General features: G+C 57.0%; 26 protein-coding genes. 13 read left to right on the forward strand and 13 right to left on the reverse strand.

Going from position 1 to position 20,961, the window contains the following annotated elements; translation table 11 throughout:
- Positions 1 to 62: 62 nt before the first annotated feature.
- Entirely contained in the window at positions 63 to 1,865 is a 1,803-nt protein-coding gene (locus tag QMP16_RS19125; RefSeq protein ID WP_282153682.1) for a PHA/PHB synthase family protein, read from the reverse strand.
- Positions 1,866 to 1,975: 110 nt separating this feature from the next.
- Here QMP16_RS19125 and phaZ point away from each other — a divergent pair, with 110 nt between their 5' ends.
- The gene (phaZ, locus tag QMP16_RS19130; RefSeq protein ID WP_058274101.1) at positions 1,976 to 3,247 is read left to right on the forward strand and encodes a polyhydroxyalkanoate depolymerase; all 1,272 of its coding nucleotides are present in this window, start codon (positions 1,976 to 1,978) and stop codon (positions 3,245 to 3,247) included.
- 5 nt (positions 3,248 to 3,252) lie between these two features.
- Positions 3,253 to 3,837: a DUF6151 family protein gene (locus tag QMP16_RS19135; RefSeq protein ID WP_282153683.1), complete on the forward strand. Its 585-nt coding sequence runs from the start codon at positions 3,253 to 3,255 to the stop codon at positions 3,835 to 3,837.
- Here the strand turns inward: QMP16_RS19135 and QMP16_RS19140 are convergent.
- From QMP16_RS19140 to QMP16_RS19160, 5 genes are all read right to left on the reverse strand, one after another.
- Positions 3,828 to 4,544 (reverse strand): alpha/beta fold hydrolase, encoded by a 717-nt coding sequence (locus QMP16_RS19140; RefSeq protein ID WP_282153684.1) that lies wholly within the window; start codon positions 4,542 to 4,544, stop codon positions 3,828 to 3,830. The genes QMP16_RS19135 and QMP16_RS19140 overlap by 10 nt on opposite strands.
- An 84-nt stretch (positions 4,545 to 4,628) precedes the next feature.
- Positions 4,629 to 5,243 (reverse strand): hypothetical protein, encoded by a 615-nt coding sequence (locus tag QMP16_RS19145; RefSeq protein ID WP_282153774.1) that lies wholly within the window; start codon positions 5,241 to 5,243, stop codon positions 4,629 to 4,631.
- Positions 5,244 to 5,260: 17 nt separating this feature from the next.
- A complete protein-coding gene (locus QMP16_RS19150) occupies positions 5,261 to 5,689 on the reverse strand; it encodes a VOC family protein (RefSeq protein ID WP_282120052.1) in 429 nt (142 codons plus the stop codon).
- Entirely contained in the window at positions 5,689 to 6,684 is a 996-nt protein-coding gene (locus QMP16_RS19155) for an alpha/beta hydrolase (protein WP_348774612.1), read from the reverse strand. Before QMP16_RS19155 ends, QMP16_RS19150 begins: the two co-directional genes overlap by 1 nt.
- Positions 6,681 to 7,430, reverse strand: coding sequence for an alpha/beta fold hydrolase (locus tag QMP16_RS19160; RefSeq protein WP_282153776.1), 750 nt, complete (start codon positions 7,428 to 7,430; stop codon positions 6,681 to 6,683). The genes QMP16_RS19155 and QMP16_RS19160 overlap by 4 nt, the downstream gene beginning before the upstream one ends.
- 195 nt (positions 7,431 to 7,625) lie before the next feature.
- Between QMP16_RS19160 and thrS the strand changes: the two genes are divergently transcribed.
- The 5 genes from thrS to QMP16_RS19185 all read left to right on the forward strand — a co-directional run bounded on the left by thrS (position 7,626) and on the right by QMP16_RS19185 (position 12,319).
- The gene (gene thrS / locus QMP16_RS19165; protein ID WP_282153685.1) at positions 7,626 to 9,584 is read left to right on the forward strand and encodes a threonine--tRNA ligase; all 1,959 of its coding nucleotides are present in this window, start codon (positions 7,626 to 7,628) and stop codon (positions 9,582 to 9,584) included.
- A 222-nt stretch (positions 9,585 to 9,806) separates the two neighbouring features.
- Positions 9,807 to 10,109, forward strand: coding sequence for a BufA1 family periplasmic bufferin-type metallophore (locus QMP16_RS19170; RefSeq protein ID WP_058275886.1), 303 nt, complete (start codon positions 9,807 to 9,809; stop codon positions 10,107 to 10,109).
- A gap of 70 nt (positions 10,110 to 10,179) precedes the next feature.
- Entirely contained in the window at positions 10,180 to 11,037 is an 858-nt protein-coding gene (gene bufB / locus QMP16_RS19175; protein ID WP_282153686.1) for an MNIO family bufferin maturase, read from the forward strand.
- Positions 11,034 to 11,795, forward strand: coding sequence for a DNA-binding domain-containing protein (locus tag QMP16_RS19180; protein WP_282153687.1), 762 nt, complete (start codon positions 11,034 to 11,036; stop codon positions 11,793 to 11,795). The genes bufB and QMP16_RS19180 overlap by 4 nt, the downstream gene beginning before the upstream one ends.
- Positions 11,792 to 12,319: a DoxX family protein gene (locus QMP16_RS19185; protein ID WP_058274133.1), complete on the forward strand. Its 528-nt coding sequence runs from the start codon at positions 11,792 to 11,794 to the stop codon at positions 12,317 to 12,319. Before QMP16_RS19180 ends, QMP16_RS19185 begins: the two co-directional genes overlap by 4 nt.
- 1 nt (position 12,320) lies before the next feature.
- Here QMP16_RS19185 and QMP16_RS19190 read toward each other — a convergent pair whose 3' ends face one another.
- Both QMP16_RS19190 and QMP16_RS19195 read right to left on the reverse strand, forming a co-directional pair.
- Positions 12,321 to 12,689: a hypothetical protein gene (locus QMP16_RS19190; RefSeq protein ID WP_282153688.1), complete on the reverse strand. Its 369-nt coding sequence runs from the start codon at positions 12,687 to 12,689 to the stop codon at positions 12,321 to 12,323.
- Positions 12,690 to 12,728: 39 nt separating this feature from the next.
- Entirely contained in the window at positions 12,729 to 13,046 is a 318-nt protein-coding gene (locus tag QMP16_RS19195; protein WP_282153689.1) for an ArsC/Spx/MgsR family protein, read from the reverse strand.
- Positions 13,047 to 13,261: 215 nt separating this feature from the next.
- Here QMP16_RS19195 and QMP16_RS19200 point away from each other — a divergent pair, with 215 nt between their 5' ends.
- Complete coding sequence (locus tag QMP16_RS19200) at positions 13,262 to 13,468, forward strand: cold-shock protein (protein ID WP_010439113.1); 207 nt, start codon at positions 13,262 to 13,264, stop codon at positions 13,466 to 13,468.
- A 228-nt stretch (positions 13,469 to 13,696) separates the two neighbouring features.
- Here the strand turns inward: QMP16_RS19200 and thyX are convergent, their stop codons facing one another.
- A complete protein-coding gene (thyX, locus tag QMP16_RS19205; protein ID WP_058274136.1) occupies positions 13,697 to 14,608 on the reverse strand; it encodes an FAD-dependent thymidylate synthase in 912 nt (303 codons plus the stop codon).
- A gap of 175 nt (positions 14,609 to 14,783) precedes the next feature.
- Here thyX and QMP16_RS19210 point away from each other — a divergent pair, with 175 nt between their 5' ends.
- Genes QMP16_RS19210 through QMP16_RS19220 form a run of 3 tightly spaced genes read left to right on the forward strand, consistent with a single transcriptional unit; the run spans position 14,784 to position 16,632 of the window.
- Positions 14,784 to 15,212 (forward strand): VOC family protein, encoded by a 429-nt coding sequence (locus QMP16_RS19210; RefSeq protein WP_282153690.1) that lies wholly within the window; start codon positions 14,784 to 14,786, stop codon positions 15,210 to 15,212.
- Complete coding sequence (locus tag QMP16_RS19215) at positions 15,209 to 15,913, forward strand: DUF1194 domain-containing protein (RefSeq protein ID WP_282153691.1); 705 nt, start codon at positions 15,209 to 15,211, stop codon at positions 15,911 to 15,913. The genes QMP16_RS19210 and QMP16_RS19215 overlap by 4 nt, the downstream gene beginning before the upstream one ends.
- Positions 15,910 to 16,632 (forward strand): DUF1194 domain-containing protein, encoded by a 723-nt coding sequence (locus QMP16_RS19220; protein WP_282153692.1) that lies wholly within the window; start codon positions 15,910 to 15,912, stop codon positions 16,630 to 16,632. The genes QMP16_RS19215 and QMP16_RS19220 overlap by 4 nt, the downstream gene beginning before the upstream one ends.
- Here the strand turns inward: QMP16_RS19220 and QMP16_RS19225 are convergent, their stop codons facing one another.
- The 3 genes from QMP16_RS19225 to QMP16_RS19235 all read right to left on the reverse strand — a co-directional run bounded on the left by QMP16_RS19225 (position 16,633) and on the right by QMP16_RS19235 (position 17,855).
- Positions 16,633 to 17,130: a MarR family winged helix-turn-helix transcriptional regulator gene (locus QMP16_RS19225; protein WP_186437453.1), complete on the reverse strand. Its 498-nt coding sequence runs from the start codon at positions 17,128 to 17,130 to the stop codon at positions 16,633 to 16,635.
- Between the two features lie 78 nt (positions 17,131 to 17,208).
- Positions 17,209 to 17,427 (reverse strand): succinate dehydrogenase assembly factor 2, encoded by a 219-nt coding sequence (locus tag QMP16_RS19230; protein WP_432653422.1) that lies wholly within the window; start codon positions 17,425 to 17,427, stop codon positions 17,209 to 17,211.
- 35 nt (positions 17,428 to 17,462) lie between these two features.
- Positions 17,463 to 17,855, reverse strand: coding sequence for a helix-turn-helix domain-containing protein (locus QMP16_RS19235; RefSeq protein WP_058274142.1), 393 nt, complete (start codon positions 17,853 to 17,855; stop codon positions 17,463 to 17,465).
- A gap of 91 nt (positions 17,856 to 17,946) precedes the next feature.
- On the opposite strand from QMP16_RS19235, the gene QMP16_RS19240 reads away from it, so the two are divergent.
- On the forward strand, positions 17,947 to 19,149 hold the full coding sequence (locus tag QMP16_RS19240) for a pyridoxal phosphate-dependent aminotransferase (protein WP_282153693.1): 1,203 nt from the start codon (positions 17,947 to 17,949) through the stop codon (positions 19,147 to 19,149).
- A 10-nt stretch (positions 19,150 to 19,159) separates the two neighbouring features.
- Positions 19,160 to 19,561 carry a hypothetical protein gene (locus QMP16_RS19245; protein ID WP_108860266.1) on the forward strand — a complete coding sequence of 134 codons (402 nt, stop codon included), beginning with the start codon at positions 19,160 to 19,162 and terminating at the stop codon, positions 19,559 to 19,561.
- Positions 19,562 to 19,572: 11 nt separating this feature from the next.
- Here the strand turns inward: QMP16_RS19245 and QMP16_RS19250 are convergent, their stop codons facing one another.
- Positions 19,573 to 20,937 (reverse strand): MATE family efflux transporter, encoded by a 1,365-nt coding sequence (locus QMP16_RS19250; RefSeq protein ID WP_282153694.1) that lies wholly within the window; start codon positions 20,935 to 20,937, stop codon positions 19,573 to 19,575.
- Positions 20,938 to 20,961 lie beyond the last annotated feature (24 nt).

A 20,961-nucleotide genomic window follows, 5' to 3' on the forward strand; every position in this document is an offset into this window, starting at 1 on the left:
AACGCAGCATTGCAAGAATTTTCTTGCTGCGTTGCAGAAATTCTTCGCAGAAGAGTTAGGAATCAACCGCTTGCCTTAACCTGCACATAGGTCCCTGGCGCCGGCGCCAGGACGGGATGCGCCGAATCGCCGGTCGCGCGCGCAGGCACTTGTTTACCCGACCGCTTCTTCAGCCAGGCCTCCCACCGGGGCCACCAAGACCCTTCGTGATACGTGGCCTCTTTCAACCAGGTTTCGGGGTCCGCCTTCAGATCGGTGTTGGTGTAGTGACCGTATTTCTTCTTGCTGGGCGGGTTCACGATGCCTGCAATATGCCCCGATTCCGAAACGATGAAGCTTTTCGACCGCGACCCCATCTGCTGCACACCGCGATAACACGCCTTCCACGCCGCGATGTGATCGGTCTCGCAGGTGATCGCCATCAGGGGCACGTCCACGTCGTGCACATGCAGCTTATGCCCCAGCAGTTCGAACCCGTCGGTGACGAAATCATTGCGCTGACACAGGCCGCGCAGGTATTGGACCGCCATACGACCGGGCAGATTGGCCCCGTCCCCGTTCCAGAACAACAGGTCAAACGCGGGCGGTGTCTCACCCATCATATAACTGCGGATCGCAGGCCCATAGATCAGGTCTTTTGATCGCAGAAACGACATCGTGCGCCCGATGATCCACGCCTTCAGAACCCCGTCCTCCGAAATCTGATCCTCGATCCCGTCCACAAAGTCGTTCTGCAGGAAGGGCGTGAACTCACCCTGATCACCAAAGTCGGTCAGGGCCGTGAAGAACGTGGCCGATTTGATCGACTTGTCGCCGCGCTGCTTGAGCAACGACAGTGTCAGGCTCAGCGTGGTGCCCGCGATGCAATAGCCGACCGCGTTGACCTGTTTGACCTTGCAGATCGATTTGACCTCTTCGATCGCGGTCAGGAATCCGTCCTGGATATAATCCTCCATGCCGATATCGGCGTGGGATTCATCGGCGTTCACCCAGCTGACCACAAACAGGGTATAGCCCTGCTCTGTCACCCATTTGATCAGACTGTTCTGCGCTTTGAGGTCCAGAATGTAGAATTTGTTGATCCACGGCGGGAACAGCACCAGCGGCGTTTCATGCACCGTCTCGGTCGCTGGCTTGTACTGGATCAGCTCCATCAGCCGGTTACGATAAACCACATCGCCGGGCGTCGTCGCGATATTGCCGCCCACCTCAAAGGCACTGTCATCGGCCAGTTTCACCACCATCTCGCCGTCATTGGCCTCGAGATCAGCCACCAGGTTTTCCAGACCCTGGATTAGTGACTGGCCTTCCGTCTCGACCGCCTTTTCCAGCGCATCGGGATTGGTCGCCAGAAAATTCGTCGGCGACATCATGTCGATTATCTGCTGCGAGAAGAACGCCAACCGCTGCTTGTCCTGCACATCCAGATCCTCGACCGAAGCCACTGCCTGCGCGATGGCATCGGCATTTGTCTGATACTGCTGACGGATGAATTTGAAATACGGATTGGTCTCCCACAAGGGGTTGGAAAACCGCTTGTCCCGGGGTCCGGATGCGGCCTCTTCTGCCTCGCTACCCACCAGCGCCTGCTGCGCCTCGGCAAAGTTCATAACAGACTGGCCCCAGAACTCGATCTGCTTCTCCATTAGCCGCGCAGGATTTTGCATCGCTTCGGCCCAATACGCCGATGCTGCCTTTGCATAAAGCTCTTGATTCGGACCGTCCAAAGCAGGGTTGTGACCCTTCTTTCCCGACATCGCATCAACAAGTCGCTTCGAAAGCTCCTCCACCTTGTCCATATTTTCTTTAAGCCTCTCAAGGTGTTCCGGGGATAGCTCCGGCGTCCGGTGTTCACTTGTTGTCATTTTAACAATTCCCCCTTAACCTCGCTGCTATGCAGAATAATCGTCGTGGGCTTGGGGAGCAAAGCGACGAATGGTCCGACACTCACACCGGCAGCCAGGAGGCCCCCTATATGCGCTACATGATGACCTACGACCTTATGGAAACCATGCGCAACACGAACCAATGGATGGGGGCAACGGCCAGTGCTATGGCGTCTTACCCACTGTTCTCCATGATCCCCAACCCGGCTTTCAGCATGATGGCCGCATGGGGCGAAGTGACCGAGCGCACGTTTCAGCGCATGATCGCAAAGCCGGACTGGGGTATTCGAACGTTCACGTGTGAGGATGGCAAAGACCACCTTGTTGATATTGTTCCCGTAATGGAGCGCCCATTTGGCGACCTGATCCATATTCGCGTCAATGGACGCGAAGAACAACCCCGCAAGGTGCTGCTGGTAGCGCCAATGTCCGGCCACTACGCGACTTTGTTGCGTTCCACGGTCAAAAGCCTGCTGGTCAATTGTGAGGTTTACGTAACCGACTGGCATAATGCGCGTGATATCCCTGTTTCCGAAGGCAAGTTCGATGTCGAGGATTACACGCTGTATCTTGTCGATTTTATGAAAGAGCTGGGCCCGGACACTCATGTTGTTGCCGTTTGCCAGCCCGCCCCTCTGACGCTTGCCGCAACCGCTTATCTGGCCGAGGTCGAGCCCAAGGCCCAGCCCAACACATTGACCCTGATCGGTGGTCCGGTTGACCCTGACGCAACCCCGACCGACGTGACCGATTTCGGCCGTCGTGTGACCATGGGACAGCTGGAAGAAACCATGATCCAGCGCGTCGGATTCAAATACAAAGGCGTCGGCCGCATGGTATATCCAGGCTTGCTGCAATTGGCGTCTTTCATGTCGATGAACGGAGATCGCCACTCCAAAGCGTTCACCGATCAGATCCAGCGCGTGATGCGAGGCGAAGCGTCCGATCACGATGCGCATAACCGCTTTTACGATGAATACCTGGCGGTCATGGACATGCCCGCCGAGTTTTACCTTTCCACGGTCGAGCGCGTGTTCAAAGACCGCGAGATCGCCCGCAATGAGTTCGTTGTCGCAGGTCATAAGGTCGATATCGGCAAAATCACCGATGTTGCGGTCAAAACGGTTGAAGGCGCAAATGACGATATCTCGGCGCCCGGCCAGTGTATTGCCGCGCTTGAACTCTGCACCGGTTTGCCGGATGCAAAAAAGGCAAGCCATGTCGAACCCGGCGCGGGTCACTATGGCATTTTTGCGGGCCGCAGCTGGCGGGATAACATCCGGCCGCTTGTGATTGACTTCATGAATGCAAATACGCGCAAACCAAAGCGTCGCGCCGCAAACAAAAACAAAGTGGCTTAAAAACCATGAGCAGGAAAGTGGCGAAAGACACCCCATTTTCCTGCTCTTGCGGTTCCCTACATGGACGGATCAGCGCCGCAGGCGTGAAACACGGCACACATGTCGTGTGCTGCTGTCACGATTGCCGCGCGGCTCAGTTGTATTTTGGGCAACCCGATCCTGCCCCCGGTCCTGTTGAAATCCTGCAGATGCTTCCGGAAGAGATCCTTTTCGACGGTGGCGCAGAGCATCTCGCGCTGATGCAACTGAGCCCCAAAGGGATGATGCGCTGGAATGCCAGTTGCTGCAATGCGCCACTGGCGACCACACCAACAACGCCGAAGTTCCCATTCGCAGGTTTTATCGTCAAACGTATCCCCGGCCCAAGTGGGTTGGGGCCAGTCACCACGCGCGGGTTTATCCCCACAGGCCGCGGCAAACAGGCCCATGAAAAGATTGGGTCGGCCGTATACGGGCTGGTGACCCGCGTCGCGAAATCGCGGATGTCAGGTAGCTGGAAGAACACACCCTTCTTCGACCCAGATACCTTCGACCCGGTTGTCGAGCCTGTGATCCTCAGCAAATCCGAGCGCGCCGCCCTTTACCCGTAAGTGGTTCGCGCAGGCATGTTTAACCAGTTCTCAAGTGCTTCATTGACAACCTGAGGCGCTTCGAGCGTTGGCAAATGCCCCGCGTCCTCAACCACTTTGAGTTCCGCGTTTGGGATCAGTTCCGCCATAAAGGTGTGTTTTCTGACGGGTGTCAGCAGGTCATGTGCCCCACACAAGACCAGCGTGGGAACCTTGATCATTCGCAGCCCACCTTGCTGATCCGGACGCCGCTGCAAAGCGCGCATCTGGCGTTCGAACACATCTGCCCCCTGATCCAATGCCATGGCAGTCACGTCACTCAGAATGGGAACGCGCCTTGGCCCCGGGGCCAGCGTGTCTGACCCAAGGATTTTACGCATAACCTCTTCAAGCCGCCCTGCCTTGGCACCAACCATATGCTCTTCTCGTGTCGCCGCGATCTGCGGCGTGTCGGACTGCGCATCGGTGGCCATAAGGCACAGGCGCGAAATCCTGTCTGGCGCGCGACGAATAAGTTCAAGAGCCACCACACCACCCATACTAAACCCGGCAAGCGCAAAGCGGTGTGGCAGTTGATCCAAAAGGCCCGAGGCAATCTCTTCAATCCGCTCGCCCAACGAAACCGGTGCAACCGTGACCGCGCGTTGACGAGAAAAGTGGGTGATCTGAGGGGCAAACACCCTAGAATCGCACATCAATCCGGGCAATAGAACCAGCGGCTCGATCAATCGCGGCCTCCTTCGTCTCAGCTTCTTGAGTGGCTTTGTTTTTTAACAGGATGAGAGGTTTTTTCGGCCTGGGCAAGTTAAACTTCACGGATAGGCAATACCGCAAAACGTGGGAAAATCCGCATAGCGCTTTTGACGAGTCTTCAGGTCTTCGCCCGGATTTTCGCCCGCACGCAACAGGCTCCCGCGCGGGGCGATGTAGCTGTCGATACGCCTTAGGGGAATTGGCCGCCACACCAGATTGAAAGCACAGAGTTTTGGGAAAAACCAAATCTCGGAATATTCCAGATGATCGTGCATCCACCACGCCAGATCGCGCCAATCCCGGCCTTCCGCGTAACGATCCGCGAACCACGGAATGACAATCGACGCCCCGGCAATCCGATCATCGCCGGTGCCCCAATCCCAGATATGGCACTCCTGTGGATTATCGTTTCGGGCGCAGTTCAGCCGGTTTTCATTGCCATATTGATTCAACGACGACGATCGGTAACCGGACCGGACTGCCACGCGTCCGAACGTCTCTTCTAAAGGGTCCAGCAACGTTTGGCAAAAGGCTCGGCCGGTTTCGATGGCAAGATCAGGATTGTCGGGAAGATTTTGTTTTTCATGGAAATTTCCAATCTCGGAATACAAGAAATCACGCATGAAAAAATGCCGGGACAGGCGCACGCGGCCAAGGTTTTCAAGGCTCCACATGCTACCCGGCTTACGCATCACCCGTACCCGTTCCAACGAAACGCCCCATCAGGGGCCAGAGGTGAGAACGGGTTGAAAGCGACCTCCCAGATCGTGCCTTCGGGTGCGCGGAAATAACCGTGATGCCCGCCCCAGAACACATCCGAGGCCGGTTTAAGAACCTCGGCACCAGCGGCTTGAACCTTGCTTAAAACCAGCGCGACATCTTCTTTTGACCGGCAGTTATAGCTAAGCGTCAGCGCCCCACGGCCCAAGGTGCCCACGTCAACACCAATCTCATCGGCAAGTGCCGGCAGAGGATACAGCCCCAGCGTCTGCCCGATCAGATCAAAGGCAATCACACCGTCCGGGCTGTCGACACGTTTCCAGCCGATCTTTTCATAGAATGCAGCGGCGGTTTCAGGGTCTTCCACCCCGACAGTGATTAGGCTGACGCGCTGTTCCATCATTCGATCCCCTGCTCTTTCAACCATGCCACAATACCAGCGACCGCAGCATCAGTCTGTCCCGGAGACATCAAGCGTCCGGCAATGACATGGGATGACGGGTCATCGCCCGGCCCCATTGTAACCGTCTGAACACTTGCAGGTCCGCCCCAAGCTTCGGCCACCTTGTGGGTCAGGTCCGGGCGCACAACCTGATCATCGTCCGAGAACCAGAACAGCGCCGGGACACGCGCCTTGGAGAAGTCCATGGCATAAACGGTCTCGACCAAAGCGGTCATGGGCACAACTGCCTCCCACGGATAAACCGACGACCAGTACTTGTTCTTCTCGGGATCCGGCCCCGAGACGTCCCGTTCTTCCCCCATGATCAATGGCAACCAGCTTCGCGCCCATGGAAGGCCCGGTATCCAAGCACCGGGCGTGTTCACACCAAAATTCGGAGAAACAAAGACCAAACCGGCTACGTTTTCTATCAGCGCATCGTCCAATGCTGCCGCCGCAGCCAACGTTCCGCCGGTGGAGGTTGAAATCACGACGACCTGTTCGCCCACCGCTCGGGCGGCGGCCAACCCTTCGGCCATATCCTGCATCCAGCCCGAGGCAGTGCCTTCGGCCATCGCCTCCCCGCCGCGCCCATGACCCTGCAAGCGGGTGTAGACCAGATTGGCCCCTAGCGCATCGGCGACCATGTCCGGGACAGGGCGAATTTCCTCGGACGAGGCGGAAAATCCATGCAAATACAATATGGAAACCGGGGTGCGCTGTTCCTTGAACCCGTCTTGCCAGACAACCCGTTTCTCGACACCAGCAGTGATGTCATCGAAAGCGGATTCAACGCTTTCGAAATAGACCTGCACCCCTTCGCCATACTTGCGCGGTTCAAATGTCGGGTTCAGGTTCACTTCTTCGCGCGGACCGAACCAATAGATCAGGGCACCAGCCGCGACCAGCACCAGAAGAACACGCCCGATGGCTTTGCCCACCCCCCGGATCATTGCGCGTCCATCACTTCAAGCACGGCGTTTTCGATGATTTCCAGGCATGGCCCGTCCGAGAACCTGTGGTCTGCATCCTTGACCAAGAGCAGGCGAATATCTGAACCGGTGGCATGTTCCACCAGACGCACAGCGGTTGCAGTGGAAACAGCAGTATCTGCAGTCCCTTGCAGAAAACGCACCGGAAACTGAAGATTAATTGCATCCCGCAGAACCAACTGCTGTCTTCCGTCCTCAATCATGCGTTTCGTGATGATATAAGGCTCCATATAGTCAGAGGGTAATTCGACATACCCTTCGGTTTCCAACACCTGTTTTTGCGTGTCAGAAAACGATGCCCAATACCCGTCTTCAGTGAAATCAGGCGCGGCGGCGATGGTCACCATACCTGCAATCCGATCCGGCATTGCCTTCGCCAGTAATAGCGCTTGCCAGCCGCCCATCGACGACCCGACCACGATCAGTGGCCCATCGGTCAGGGCAGCTATCGCGGCCAAAGCATCCTCGTGCCAGTCGCCGATGCATCCGTCCTCAAATTTGCCCGAGCTCTCGCCATGGCCCGAGTAATCGAACCGCAGGAATGCCTGACCGCGCGCCTTGGCCCAAGCCTCAAGATGCACCGCCTTGGTGCCCTCCATGTCAGACTTCAGCCCGCCCAAAAATACAACCGTCGGCCCTGCCCCATCGCTTTTGTGATAAGCCAGCCGCCGCCCTTGCGCCGTTTCCAGAAAATCCGTCGCTGCCATGTCGCCCTCTTTCCTTTTGGGGTTCATCATGCACGGCTGCCCGGTGGCTGCAATTCCCGAATTCGAACCTCCCGCCGCGTCAGCCACAGCGCGGTTGGGTGCTTGACAGGTCATGCTGCACCTGCCAAATGGATCGAACACACATAACCCGCAACCGGGCGTTCAGTGGGCGCCAAACCGACGAGGAGAGCCGATATGGCCCTGGACTCACAGTCAGTCTCCCTTACTTTTCCCGATGGCAATTCCCGATCCTTCGACGCAGGCGTGACGCCCGCGCAGGTGGCTGCCGACATCTCGACCTCACTGGCCAAAAAGGCCATCTCGGCCACCGTGAACGGCCAGCACTGGGACCTGCAGTGGCCCATCGAGTCTGACGCGCAGATCGCCATCCACACCATGAAAGATGAGGAACAGGCCAACGAGCTGATCCGTCACGATCTGGCGCACGTGATGGCGCGCGCGGTGCAGGAAATCTGGCCTGCAACCAAAGTTACCATCGGCCCCGTCATCGACAACGGCTGGTACTATGATTTTGACCGGGCTGAACCGTTTACGCCCGAAGACCTCGGCCTCATCGAGAAAAAGATGAAAGAGATCATCAACAAGCGGGATCCCGTGACCACCGAGGTCTGGGACCGCGACCGCGCGATCGAGTTCTACAAGGCCAACAACGAGCCCTATAAGGTCGAGCTGATCGAAGCCATTCCGGGTGATGAGCCCCTGCGGATGTACTGGCACGGTCACTGGCAGGATTTGTGCCGTGGCCCGCACCTGCAGCACACCGGCCAACTGCCGGGCGACGCCTTCAAGCTGATGAGCATTGCTGGCGCCTATTGGCGCGGTGATAGCGACCGCGCGATGCTGCAGCGTATTTATGGCGTGGCTTTCACCGGCAAAGAAAAGCTTAAAGCGCATCTGCATATGCTGGAAGAAGCCGCCAAGCGCGACCACCGAAAGCTGGGCAAGGAAATGGACCTGTTCCACATGCAGGAAGAGGCCCCTGGCCAGATCTTCTGGCATCCTAACGGCTGGAAAATCTACACCACGCTGCAGGACTATATGCGTCGCATGCAGGAGCGGGACGGCTATGTCGAGGTGAACACCCCTCAGGTTGTCGACCGCAAATTGTGGGAAGCCTCGGGCCACTGGGACAAGTACCAGGAAAACATGTTCATCGTCGAAGTGGACGAGGAGCATGCTCGCGAAAAGGCGATCAACGCGCTGAAGCCGATGAACTGCCCCTGCCACGTGCAGGTGTTCAATCAGGGCCTGAAGTCCTATCGCGACCTGCCCCTGCGTATGGCGGAGTTTGGATCGTGCGCCCGGTACGAACCCTCGGGCGCTTTGCATGGGATCATGCGGGTCCGTGGTTTCACGCAGGACGATGGCCATATCTTCTGCGCCGAGGAACAGATCGAATCTGAGACCGCCAAGTTCATTGCGTTCCTGTCCAAGGTCTATGCTGACCTCGGGTTCCATGATTGGACAATCAAGCTGTCGACCCGACCGGAAAAACGGATCGGATCGGACGAAAGCTGGGATCTGGTCGAAAAGGCGCTGGGTGATGCCTGTAAGGCAGCGGGCTATGACTATGAGGTTCTGGAAGGCGAAGGCGCGTTCTATGGCCCCAAGCTGGAATTCACTCTGACCGACGCGATCGGCCGGACATGGCAGTGCGGCACCCTGCAGGTTGATCCAAACTTGCCCGAGCGTCTGGATGCGAACTTTATCGGTGCCGACGGTGCCAAGCACCGTCCGTTCATGCTGCACCGTGCAACCCTGGGCTCGTTCGAACGCTTCATCGGTATCCTGATCGAGGAACACGCTGGCAAACTGCCGTTCTGGTTGGCCCCGCGTCAGGTTGTGGTCGCCTCGATCACGTCCGAGGCGGATGACTATGTTTTGGAAGTTGTCGAAACGCTCAAGGCTGCTGGCGTGCGGGCTGAGGCGGATATTCGCAACGAAAAGATCAACTACAAGGTTCGTGAGCACTCGGTCGGCAAGGTGCCGATCATTCTGGCAGTCGGTCACCGCGAAGTTGAAGAGCGTACCGTAAGTGTGCGCCGCCTTGGCGAAAAACAGACACAAGTTCAATCTCTTGAGGCTGTAACAAAAGAGCTGTCATTGGCCGCGACGCCGCCTGATCTTCTGTAACATTCGGCGACAAATTGCCCGAAATCCGACCCCAATTTCGGGGTCGGATTGAAACATTTTCCATTTTTCATTTCAAAAACAGTTTGTTAACCTTCAAGAGGGCATTACGCTCTTTGACGGGGTTGTGAGACACGGGCTCGTGAATTCACCTGCCCCGATTTAGCTACTACCTTTGTCATTGTCACAAGAAGACATACGCAGTCATCAAAAGGGATTACCGAGATGTCGAACACCGCAAAAACCCTGGTTATCGCAAGCGCAGTTGCAGCAGCCGTATCTGGCGTAGCCACAACCGCCTCGGCACAAGCCAAAGAAAAATGCTATGGCGTTTCGCTGGCCGGTCAGAACGACTGTGCCGCTGGCCCCGGCACCACCTGCGCGGGCACCTCGACCGTTGACTATCAGGGCAATGCCTGGACATTGGTCGACGCTGGAACCTGCGCCGATATCGAACTGCCCAAGTCGGCAGACGGTGCAGCGCGCGAAGGTTCGCTGGAACCGCTGGAGCGCGACCTGCCGGCATAAGCCCAAGCATCTGAGAATCGGAGGGGCGGGCCCTATCGCCCGCCTCTTTTCGTGACCGGAGGATTTGCACATGCTGGATAGTTCACTTCGATCAAACAGGCTGCCCGCGGCACCGGGCGTCGGGTATAAACCCCAGCATTACGACCAGATTCTGGATCATGCGCATCCGGTTAGCTGGCTTGAGATCCATGCCGAAAACTACATGGGTGATGGCGGCAGGCCGCTGGCTCAATTGCGCCACCTCTCTGAAAAATTTCCTATTTCCGTCCACGGCGTTGGCCTCTCGATCGGTGGAGAAGGCCCCTTGGACCCCGATCATCTGGCGCGCCTGAAACACTTGGTGGGTTGGCTGAATCCGGCCAGCTTTTCCGAGCATCTGGCCTGGTCGACCCATGACAGTCATTTCCTGAACGATCTTCTGCCCCTGCCCTACACGGACGAAACGCTGGAGCGTATCTGTGCCCATATAGACCAGGTTCAGGAAACCGTGGGGCGGCAAATGCTGTTGGAAAACCCATCCAGCTATTTGGCTTTTGAAGAAAGCACGTGGTCCGAGCCTGACTTCCTGCGTGAAATCGCACGTCGAACAGGATGTTGTCTTTTGCTGGATGTGAACAATGTCTTCGTGTCGGCCACCAACCTGGACTTCTCGCCGCAGGGCTACATCGACGCCTACCCGCTGGACAACGTCCACGAGATACACCTTGGCGGTCATGACGAAGACGAAGACGACCATGGTCGTCCTTTGCTGATCGACAGCCACGGTCGCGAAGTCGTTGATCCGGTGTGGACGTTGCTGGACTACGTGTTGGACCGTTCCGGTCCGAAACCCGTTCTGATCGAATGGGATACGGACGTACCCGACTGGTCCGTTCTTCGGGCTGAAGCAGATCGGGCGCAGGCGGCACTGGACCGCATCCCAGCATGAGCGTTTCGCAAACCACGTTCCGCGCAGCCCTGCTTGACCCGTCGGCGGCTGTCCCGGACGGTTTGTGGGATGCCGCAGAACGCCCCGCCGGGCGGCGGTTCAGCGTTTACCGCAACAACGTGGCTGTTTCGCTGACCGAAGCGATGCATCAGGCCTTTCCGGTGATCGCACGGCTGTTGGGATCTCAGAACATGGATGGGCTTGCCGGGCTTTTCCTGCGCAAACACCCTCCGTCTTCACCGCTGATGATGTTCTACGGTGAGGAATTCCCCGAATTCCTTGCTGGGATGGAGCAGTTGTCGCACCTTGGCTACCTTCCCGACGTCGCGCGTCTGGAACTGGCGCTGCGCCGGTCCTACCACTCTGCTGACAGCCAACCTGCACCGCCCGATGCGCTGGCCATAACACCGGAAGAGATCGTTCTGGCAAAGCTGGAATTTGCGCCATCCATGAAGGTTCTTCGGTCAGATTGGCCGCTTTTTTCGATCTGGCGCTTCAATTCCGAAGAGGGTGCACCCAAACCCGCACCCGGGTCCGAAGATATCCTGATCACCCGACCCGAATTCGACCCGGCCCCGCATTTGCTGCCCAAAGGCGGAGCGGACTGGATCGCCCACGTTCAGGCCGGGCTTACCATTGGCGAGGCATTCGAACAAACCTCTGCCGTACACCCCGAATTTGACCTTGGGGCCACTCTGGCGCTGCTTTTGCAGGGCGGCGCGATTACTTCTGTGTCTATCGAAAGGCTGGCAACATGACTGCCCTGATCTCTTTTCACAATAATACCCTGGGACGGCTGGAAATGACCTCTGGCTGGCTCACGCCAACACTGGCCCGGGTGGTTTTTGCCGCGACGCTGCTTGTCTACTATTGGAACTCAGCAACCACCAAACTAGGCAGTGGCATTTTGGGTTTCCTGTTCCCGTCTGACGGTGCATACGTCCAGATTTTTCCCAAAGCAATGGAAGCCGTCAGCTATGACAGTTCACAACTTGGCTTTTCTTATTGGGTGATCGCAGTTGCCGGCACCTGGGCTGAGTTCCTGCTGCCAGCCTTGATTCTGGTCGGGCTTCTGTCCCGGCTGGCGGCCTTGGGTATGATCGGATTTGTCTGGGTTCAGACAATTGTCGACGTCACCGGGCATGGCGCAGCGCTGGGAAGCTTTTTCACCGCCGCACCAAATGTGCTGGACCAGCGGACGCTCTGGACTTTCGTGCTGCTCGTTATCGTGATCAACGGCGCAGGCCCCTTGTCTGTCGACCGGGCGCTGCACGTGAAATGACCTAGAAATGTGCCTTGGGCTCGTCCGGTTTTCCCGCGGCCAGCCCAAGGATGCCTGCCACGGCGGCAAAGGCCACCGGAAACATCGTGAAGACGTTGAATCCAAAAGCGAAATACATCCCGACGGTTGAGATCAGCAGCAATATTCCACCGATCAGAGCCCGCGCATGGGCCATTGCGCCCCCCGCGATGGCCAGCAAAGGCGCAATAATGGAAGCGGTCTGGATGAACTGTACGTTGTCCACTTGCTCAGCAAGGCCTTCGATCTCACCGTAATGGTTTATGAATTCGATATAGCCATAGCCAAAAAAGCCAACAATCATTCCGATCAAACCGGCAATGACGCCCAAAATCATTGATGCGTTGCGCATTTAAACCCTCATATTTACGTCAAACACATAAGCGCCCGATCAGGCAACGCCAAGGCTTGCCTTGGTTTTCGCGGTCCAGCCCAACAACAACGTACCGTCATCTTCGATCAAGGGGCGCTTCATCAAAGTCGGGTGTTCCTTCAGCAACTCCAAAGGTGGTCGCGTGCGTTGTTCCGCGTCCAATCCACGCCAAGTTGTTGACCGGGTATTGAGCAAAGCTTCGCCGAACGTAGCAAACGCCTCTGTCAGGACAGAATCGGGAACTCCTTGCGCGCGAACGTCTACAAATTCAATATTTTTAATTTCTTTCAGTGCCTTACGGCAAGTATCACAGTTTTTCAGGCCATATAGACGCATTTTGGGACCGTTCCTATACTTGTATGAATTTTTGGCATTTTTGCCTGCTACATCCAGTTATTCTTGATTTTTTACTTCACCGTGCAATGTTGAAAAAGACGAAACACACAATTCGGGCTGCGTCGTGTGGGCGAAGCGGTGATGCGTTGTGGTTGCGTCAACCACTGCCCCCACCAATTTGTGGGACAACGTGTAAGTAGAAGGAGACACGGGAAATGCCAACTGGCACCGTGAAATGGTTTAATACCACGAAAGGCTATGGGTTTATTGCCCCTGACGAAGGTGGCAAGGACGTTTTTGTTCATATCTCGGCCGTAGAACGGTCCGGTCTGACCGGACTCGCTGACAATCAGAAAGTCTCGTATGAGTTGGAAGACGGACGCGACGGCCGACAAATGGCCTCTGATTTGAAGCCGTTATAAAACACCCCGTCATCTGCGGGTACTAAAAGCAGGCCAACGGCCAATTTCCGGCCGTTGTCCATTCTCAGGGTTTGAAACCTTACCCTCGCGTCGGTTTGGAATCGGCATGAGCGTTTTCGTTTTAGCCGAACACCACGATTTCCAAGCGTTCACGTATCACACTGATGACTGATGTCATGAGCTGCTCGAAAAGGCATCATGACATCGGAAGAAAGAGTCCTGTCGGCTTTAACCCTCGCGAATGACAGCCTCGAACTCGCGCCATTCCCGTGCCGTCATGCCCGAATTTTCCTGCGTCACAGTTTCACCGGCCAACATGCGCCGCAGGCTATCAACCATCTGCGCCGAAAGGTTGACCGCACCCAAACGGTAATCTTCGAACGCTCTATACGCGAAGGGCACCCAGTCGGCGACGATCTTGCACATCATGTCGGCGTAAACTCGGATTTCGTACTGAGCATGTGGATCGGCCCGCAGGCGCAGGAAATGGAACAGGTTGTGCAGATCCACCTTCCAGTACCACTGCGTGTAGATATTCGCAGGCAGGTTCATGCGCGCCAATTCTCGCGCCAGCCCCTGCTGACCATCCTGGTTGATCATGGCTTCGTAATTGTCATAGCACCGCGCGCTGTCGGCCTTGAGCATTTCCAGAACGCGGGCTGCCTCTTCGCCTTGCAGGGCGTCGCCGCGGCCCTGATTGTTCACTTCGGACTGCGCGGCCACGTGGTCCGGTGCGGGGATATAGAACTCGCGGTCCAGAATCGAATAGCGGGCTGAGTATTCGTTCACGTTTGCGGTCCGGTGACGAATCCACTGTCGGGCGACAAAGACCGGCAGTTTGACGTGCAGCTTGATTTCGCACATCTCGAACGGGGTCGAGTGCCAGTGCCGCATCAGATAGCGGATCAGACCCTCATCGTTCTGCACCGATTTGGTGCCCTTGCCGTAAGATACACGTGCCGCCTGACAAATTGCTGCGTCATCCCCCATGTAGTCAATGACGCGCACAAATCCGTGGTCCAGTACTTGATGCGCGGTATAGAGGTGGTCTTCCATCCCCTCAGCCACAACGCGGCGTGTTGGATGCGATTGCGCCCGTTGCGCTTCGATCTCGGCCAGTTGGTCAGAGGACAGCGGCATGAAAGTTCCTTTCCAGCAATGAGTCGCCCACCACTATATCTCGGCAATTCCCAGACCGGAACCGCGACATGTGCACCAAGCGTCGCAAATTCCAAATTGTGTCCGCCCTGCCCCTCGACACGCTTGGCGCGCGCGCTAAGCTGCAGCGCATCACCTGAATAGAAAGGAAGCCACAATGGGGCTGACATATCTTCACACCATGGTCCGCGTGAAGGATCTGGAGAAGTCGATGGCGTTCTATGAACTGCTGGGCCTGAAGGAAACCCGCCGTTATGACAGCGAAGCGGGCCGATTTTCACTGATCTTCATGGCCCCCCCGGGACAAGAGGATCGGCCGATCGAGCTGACGCATAACTGGGATGGGGATGACACCCTGCCCAGCGACAGCCGTCATTTCGGGCATCTCGCTTATGGGGTCGACAACATCTATGAGGTTTGCCAGCACCTGAAGGACAACGGCGTCGTGATCAATCGCCCACCGCGTGACGGGCGTATGGCGTTTGTGCGCTCACCCGACAATATCTCGGTCGAGCTGCTGCAAAATGGTGACGCGCTGGAACCGGCCGAGCCCTGGGCCAGCATGGAAAGTGCCGGTCACTGGTGATCCGCTGGCTGATAGCATTGGGTCTGGCCGTTCTGGCCAGCCCCGTTCGGGCCGAGACCTGTCGCCTTGCGCTGGCGCTCGCCATGGATATCTCGACTTCCGTGGACGAGAACGAAGACGTTTTGCAACGGCAGGGTCTTGCGGCTGCATTGATCGCACCAGAAGTGGTCGAGGCGTTTTTTTCCTCGCCCGCACCAGTGGCGCTGGCCGTGTATGAGTGGAGTGGTCGCACCACACAACGCGTTGTTCTGAACTGGACCATGATAAACACCGAAGCCGATCTGCTGGTCGCAGCCTCAACAGTGCAGCAATCGGTTCGCTCGGACAGCGGCTCAGCCACAGCAATGGGCTATGCCTTGGCATTTGGCGCGACTTTGATGCAGCAAGCACCGCCCTGCCTGTTCCAAACTATCGATCTGTCCGGGGATGGCTCAAACAATGACGGCTATGGACCGGACTCTGCATACCGGCACTTTCCCTTTCAAAACGTCGTGGTCAACGGGCTGGTGATCAACGCTGCGGACTTTGAAGGAGAGCTGTTCCTCATCCCGTTCTTCGAGAACAACGTTCTGCATGGCCCCGGTGCGTTTCTGGAAATCGCGCAAGGGTTCGAAGATTTTGAGCGCGCGATGCGTCGCAAGCTGGAACGTGAGCTGAAAGGGTTGCAGATCGGTGCGTTGAAGGAGGGTGCGCATCAATGATCCGCCTTCTGGCCGCGATATTTGCCATGTTCGCCAGCGCCGCTGCGTCGGAATGCAGGCAAGCACTGGCGTTGGGGCTGGATGTGTCCGGTTCGGTCGACAGCACCGAGTATAGGATGCAAACCGGCGGTCTGGCTGCGGCCTTGCAACGCCCTGAAGTTGTTCAACTGATCCTGTCCGACATCGGCGCGCCTGTACGATTGGCAATCTATGAATGGAGCGAGACCCGCCATCAACGCATATTGGTAAACTGGACTGAGATCCGCACGGCACAAGATCTTGCACGGATCAGCGACCAATTGAAGACCGTCACACGGGGTAACGCACCACAGGGCACGGCTGTTGGGTCGGCAATGCGGTTCGGAGCCAATCTACTGTCGCAGCAACCGAACTGCTGGAAACGCACATTGGATCTGTCAGGGGACGGCAAGCACAATCTGGGCCCTCATCCACGCAGCGTGAAAGCCGAACTGGAAAACACCGGCATCACGATCAACGGGCTTGTGATCGGAGCAGACGATCCCAGTCATGGCGACAAACGCTATGTCCAGGTCGGTGAGCTTTCCGCCTATTACAACACATGGGTTATACTAGGGCCCGGAGCCTTCGTCGAAGTCGCTTTGGGATTTGAAGCCTATGAGGACGCAATGACCCGAAAACTGATACGCGAGTTAGAGGGGCTAACCCTGTCCGACGCCACAGATACCCTGCGCCCCTGATCAATAGATGTACCGGATTTGGTCAGTCCAATATCGCTCGACCCGCCGCAGGGATGTGGTGATGTCATCGATGCCTTCCAGCCCCAACACGCCGCGATTTTGCAGCCCCTCAGCGTGGCGCAAAAACAGCTCGGATACGACATCGCGTATTTCACGACCGCGTGGGGTCAATCGAACCCTTACGGATCGGCGGTCGATCTCGCATCTTTGATGATGCATATACCCCATTTCGACCAGCTTTTTCAGGTTATAGCTGACATTGCTGCCCTGATAATACCCGCGGCTTTTCAGTTCACCTGCGGTGACTTCATGGTCGCCGATATTGAACAAAAGCAAGGCCTGCACGGCGTTGATCTCCAATACGCCAACACGCTCAAACTCATCCTTGATGACGTCCAATAGCAACCGGTGCAGCCGTTCCACCAAGGCGAGTGCCTCAAGATAGCTGGTCATGAACCCTTTGGTTCCCGGCGCGGAGACCTGCATTTCCATACTCATCCGATCCTCCGATTCAGTCGCGCTGTTTCAGACAGGATGAATGGAAATCCCGAAAAATCGGTTAAGCCGGGTTTTCTTTTATTTCTGAAAGGTCTGCGCGATGTCCGATATCAATTCGGAATAGGTTTCGGGCGGCTGCACCTGCCCTGTGACCCACTGATAGAGATCCTGGTCGTTTTCGTGCAGCAACGCATCATAGTTATCCATATCCGACGGCTCCATGGCCGTCAGATTTCGGTCTGCATAGGCCGACAGGATCAAATCCATTTCCTTGATCCCACGCCGCATGGATCGCATCTTCAGCCGCTTTATTCGAACGTCCCGTGGTTCGTTCACCGACCTTGCTCCAGCATCAGACGGACCCTTTTCTCCAGCTTCGCGGCCCGCTCGGCGCTGGCGCGCATTTCACCGCGAATGGAACGCAGTTCAGCCACGACATCCGCAAGCTCGGGTGCGCCCTCTTCCGCTTCGACTGGGGCATCCATGCCTTCGCCTTCACCGGTCAGCAACCACATGATCGACACGTTTACCATGCCTGCCATCATGGAAAGACGGTTCGCGCGCGGCTCGGACAGATCGTTTTCCCAAGCTGCAATTGTCGTCTTTTTCACGCCAAGCCTGCGGGCCATCTGGGCCTGGGTCATTCCAGCCGCTTCGCGTGCCCCTGCCAGCCTGTCCCCGAATGTCGCAGAGTCCGGTCCGTACCAGTCATTCTCGTCGTTCATCGGGCTCTCCAATTCCATAATTCATATCGCTTGATCGTCATTCGAGCGCACCCTATGACAGTCAAGCTGAACATACAAATCGAGGCCGACCATGAGTTTCCTTTCTGCGACACTGTCACGCGTGAAGCCATCGCCCACCATTGCGATAACCGCTAAAGCGGCCGAGTTGAAAGCCGCCGGGCGCGATGTCATCGGCCTAAGCGCGGGCGAGCCCGATTTCGACACTCCGCAGAACATCAAGGACGCAGCAGTAGCGGCCATCGCGGCCGGGAAGACCAAATATACCGCGCCTGACGGCATCCCTGAATTGAAACAAGCTGCCTGCGCCAAGATGAAGCGTGACCACGGGTTGGATTATACGCCCGCGCAGATTTCGGTCGGCACCGGAGGCAAGCAAACTTTGTACAATGCCCTGATGGCCACGATGAACGAGGGCGATGAGGTTGTGATCCCTGCGCCCTATTGGGTTAGCTATCCCGACATGGTGCTATTGGCCGGGGGCACTCCAGTAATCGCGGAAACTTCGATCCAGACCAACTTCAAACTGACTGCAGATCAGCTTGAGGCTGCGATCACGCCGAAGACCAAGTGGCTTATCTTCAACTCACCGTCGAACCCCACCGGTGCAGGCTACAGCCGTGAAGAGTTGAAAGAACTAACCGACGTCCTGATGCGCCATCCGCATGTTTGGGTCATGTCCGACGACATGTATGAACATCTGGCGTATGACGGGTTCGAATTCTGCACACCGGCGGAAGTTGAACCCCGCTTGTATGACCGGACGCTGACCTGCAACGGTGTCTCCAAGGCCTACGCCATGACTGGGTGGCGCATAGGTTACGCGGCAGGACCGGTCGAGGTCATCGCCGCCATGCGCAAGATCCAATCGCAATCAACTTCGAACCCCTGCTCGGTCAGCCAATGGGCGGCGGTTGAAGCACTGAACGGCACTCAGTCCTTTCTGGCCCCCAACAACGAAACGTTCAAACGCCGCCGTGATCTGGTTGTTCACATGTTGAATGAAATCGACGGCATCAGCTGCCCGACGCCCGAGGGGGCGTTCTACGTCTATCCATCCATTGCCGGGCTAATTGGCAAAACCACCCCCGCAGGCACTGTGATCGACTCGGATGAGGCATTTGCGACCGCCTTGCTGGAAGAGGTGGACGTGGCCGTCGTGTTCGGTGCGGCCTTTGGCCTGTCGCCGAACTTTCGGGTCAGCTATGCGACCTCGGACGAGGCGCTGACCGAAGCCTGCACCCGCATCCAGCGCTTTTGCGCATCATTGACTTGAGTAAGCGCAAATGACGTCGGAATTGCCCGAATATTATTTCCGCGTTCGCGAGAATGGTGCGGCGGTTTTCAGGATCGACACTGAAAACCGCCAGCGCCGGATCGAGATGGATCAGATCGCGGTCATCAACATCCGCAATGGCGAGGTGAAACCGCAAGGCCAACGCACGTTGTCCGACGCCGACAAAGCCGAGATTGCCCGTTGGATGGAGGCGCGCAAAGCGTTGCTGGCCCAGCGCGACATCGACGACATTCATCGGGCTGTCGATTATCTGAACCTCACCACGCAATGGGCGCAATCCAAGGCGACACCAGAGCAGTTGGAAGACGTTACCGACAGGTTGCTGCTGGCCATGCATGATCTACGCTCTGTCCTAGTGCGAAAAAAGGCAGACCGCTTCGGCAAAGACTGACCCGCCGAATCTTACTCGGCGGGCACACCGACCTGGCGGACCGAGCGCATCCAGAACCGCGCCATCAGCATAACCGCCGCGCAGGCAAGGCCCAGAACAAGGCCCAGCCAGACTCCGATTCCGTCCATGCCCAATACGAAGCCAAAGTAGTACGAGGACGTGATCCCTACGCCCCAATAACTGAGCGCGGCCATGACCATCGGGACCTTTGCGTCCTGCAAGCCGCGCAGCAGACCCAACGCAATGACCTGTGCGCCATCCACCAGCTGAAACAAGGCAGCCATGGCCAGCAGGCCTGTACCGATCATCAGAATTTCCGGACGCTGCGGGTCATCCGGTTCCATGAACAGGGAAATCAAAGGCTCGGCATAGGCTAGGAACAGGATGACAGTCAGGACCGAGATCACCAAAGACATCCCCGTCACCGCAATCGCGCCGCGTTCAAGATGTGGCCGATCTTTCCGGCCCAACGCGTTCCCTGCCCGGATCGTCGCAGCGTTTGACAACCCCAGATGCACCATGAACGTCGCGGATGCCAAATTCAGTGCAATGCCATGTGCCGCCAACGGAACCTGACCCAGCCAGCCCATCATGATTGCTGACATTGCGAACAAGCTGACCTCGGACAGAGTCGTCAGACCAATCGGCACACCAAGGCGGAGAACGCTTAGAAACATCTCCCAATCCGGGCGCCAGAACCTTTGGAACAGACTATGTTCGGGCAAAACGCGCATGGCGTAGATCACCACGCAAACCAACGATACGACCTGAGTGACAACCGACGCGATGGCGGCACCCATCACACCCAGCTCAGGGGCTCCCCAATTGCCGAAGATCAAGGCATAGTTGGTAAACGCGTTAACCACCGCCGCCGCCACAGTGATCCAGAGCACGATCTGGGTCCGCTCCAACGCGGCCAGATAGGATTTCAACACCATGACCAAAAGCGCCGGAATCAGGCCCCACCCGGCGACCCTTAGGTACTGGGATGCTGTCTCGGCAACCTGCGGGTCCTGCTTCAACGCAAGAAAAATTGGGTAAGACCACCAGAGCATTGGCATCATGACCGCCGCATAGATCAACGACAACCACAACCCCATGCGCGTTGTACGGCGAATGCTTGTTTCGTCTTCTTCAGCCGCAGCCGTCGCCACCATTGGCATGACGGCCAAACCGAATCCGGCCCCAAACAGGAACAGCACAAAGAAATAGCTGCTGGCCAGGGTCACGGCGGCCAGTGCCTCGACACCATACCAACCCAGCATGACCGTATCCGTCAGCCCAATAGCAAATTGGGCCAGGTGCCCGCCGATCAGCGGCAGGCCCAGTACAGAAATGGCCCGGAAGTGGCCACCATATGTCATCACCTTACTCATCCGAACAGCCTTATGCCCGGCCCG

The sequence above is a fragment of the Ruegeria atlantica genome (assembly GCF_947495585.1).
GTDB lineage: Bacteria > Pseudomonadota > Alphaproteobacteria > Rhodobacterales > Rhodobacteraceae > Ruegeria > Ruegeria atlantica_G.

Excerpts from the sequence above, each read along its gene's own strand:
- thyX (WP_058274136.1), bottom strand. The coding sequence starts at position 14,608 with ATGCCGCTGTCCTCTGACCAACTGGCCGAGATCGAAGCGCAACGGGCG.
- QMP16_RS19230 (WP_432653422.1), bottom strand. The coding sequence starts at position 17,427 with ATGCGATCCATGCGGCGTGGGATCAAGGAAATGGATTTGATCCTGTCG.
- QMP16_RS19235 (WP_058274142.1), bottom strand. The coding sequence starts at position 17,855 with ATGAACGACGAGAATGACTGGTACGGACCGGACTCTGCGACATTCGGG.
- bufB (WP_282153686.1), top strand. The coding sequence starts at position 10,180 with ATGCTGGATAGTTCACTTCGATCAAACAGGCTGCCCGCGGCACCGGGC.
- thrS (WP_282153685.1), top strand. The coding sequence starts at position 7,626 with ATGGCCCTGGACTCACAGTCAGTCTCCCTTACTTTTCCCGATGGCAAT.
- QMP16_RS19160 (WP_282153776.1), bottom strand. The coding sequence starts at position 7,430 with ATGGCAGCGACGGATTTTCTGGAAACGGCGCAAGGGCGGCGGCTGGCT.
- QMP16_RS19245 (WP_108860266.1), top strand. The coding sequence starts at position 19,160 with ATGACGTCGGAATTGCCCGAATATTATTTCCGCGTTCGCGAGAATGGT.
- QMP16_RS19190 (WP_282153688.1), bottom strand. The coding sequence starts at position 12,689 with ATGCGCAACGCATCAATGATTTTGGGCGTCATTGCCGGTTTGATCGGA.
- QMP16_RS19145 (WP_282153774.1), bottom strand. The coding sequence starts at position 5,243 with ATGTGGAGCCTTGAAAACCTTGGCCGCGTGCGCCTGTCCCGGCATTTT.
- QMP16_RS19250 (WP_282153694.1), bottom strand. The coding sequence starts at position 20,937 with ATGAGTAAGGTGATGACATATGGTGGCCACTTCCGGGCCATTTCTGTA.
- QMP16_RS19155 (WP_348774612.1), bottom strand. The coding sequence starts at position 6,684 with ATGATCCGGGGGGTGGGCAAAGCCATCGGGCGTGTTCTTCTGGTGCTG.
- QMP16_RS19210 (WP_282153690.1), top strand. The coding sequence starts at position 14,784 with ATGGGGCTGACATATCTTCACACCATGGTCCGCGTGAAGGATCTGGAG.
- QMP16_RS19150 (WP_282120052.1), bottom strand. The coding sequence starts at position 5,689 with ATGGAACAGCGCGTCAGCCTAATCACTGTCGGGGTGGAAGACCCTGAA.
- QMP16_RS19170 (WP_058275886.1), top strand. The coding sequence starts at position 9,807 with ATGTCGAACACCGCAAAAACCCTGGTTATCGCAAGCGCAGTTGCAGCA.
- QMP16_RS19185 (WP_058274133.1), top strand. The coding sequence starts at position 11,792 with ATGACTGCCCTGATCTCTTTTCACAATAATACCCTGGGACGGCTGGAA.
- QMP16_RS19220 (WP_282153692.1), top strand. The coding sequence starts at position 15,910 with ATGATCCGCCTTCTGGCCGCGATATTTGCCATGTTCGCCAGCGCCGCT.
- QMP16_RS19240 (WP_282153693.1), top strand. The coding sequence starts at position 17,947 with ATGAGTTTCCTTTCTGCGACACTGTCACGCGTGAAGCCATCGCCCACC.
- QMP16_RS19225 (WP_186437453.1), bottom strand. The coding sequence starts at position 17,130 with ATGAGTATGGAAATGCAGGTCTCCGCGCCGGGAACCAAAGGGTTCATG.
- QMP16_RS19125 (WP_282153682.1), bottom strand. The coding sequence starts at position 1,865 with ATGACAACAAGTGAACACCGGACGCCGGAGCTATCCCCGGAACACCTT.
- QMP16_RS19135 (WP_282153683.1), top strand. The coding sequence starts at position 3,253 with ATGAGCAGGAAAGTGGCGAAAGACACCCCATTTTCCTGCTCTTGCGGT.
- QMP16_RS19200 (WP_010439113.1), top strand. The coding sequence starts at position 13,262 with ATGCCAACTGGCACCGTGAAATGGTTTAATACCACGAAAGGCTATGGG.
- QMP16_RS19180 (WP_282153687.1), top strand. The coding sequence starts at position 11,034 with ATGAGCGTTTCGCAAACCACGTTCCGCGCAGCCCTGCTTGACCCGTCG.
- phaZ (WP_058274101.1), top strand. The coding sequence starts at position 1,976 with ATGCGCTACATGATGACCTACGACCTTATGGAAACCATGCGCAACACG.
- QMP16_RS19195 (WP_282153689.1), bottom strand. The coding sequence starts at position 13,046 with ATGCGTCTATATGGCCTGAAAAACTGTGATACTTGCCGTAAGGCACTG.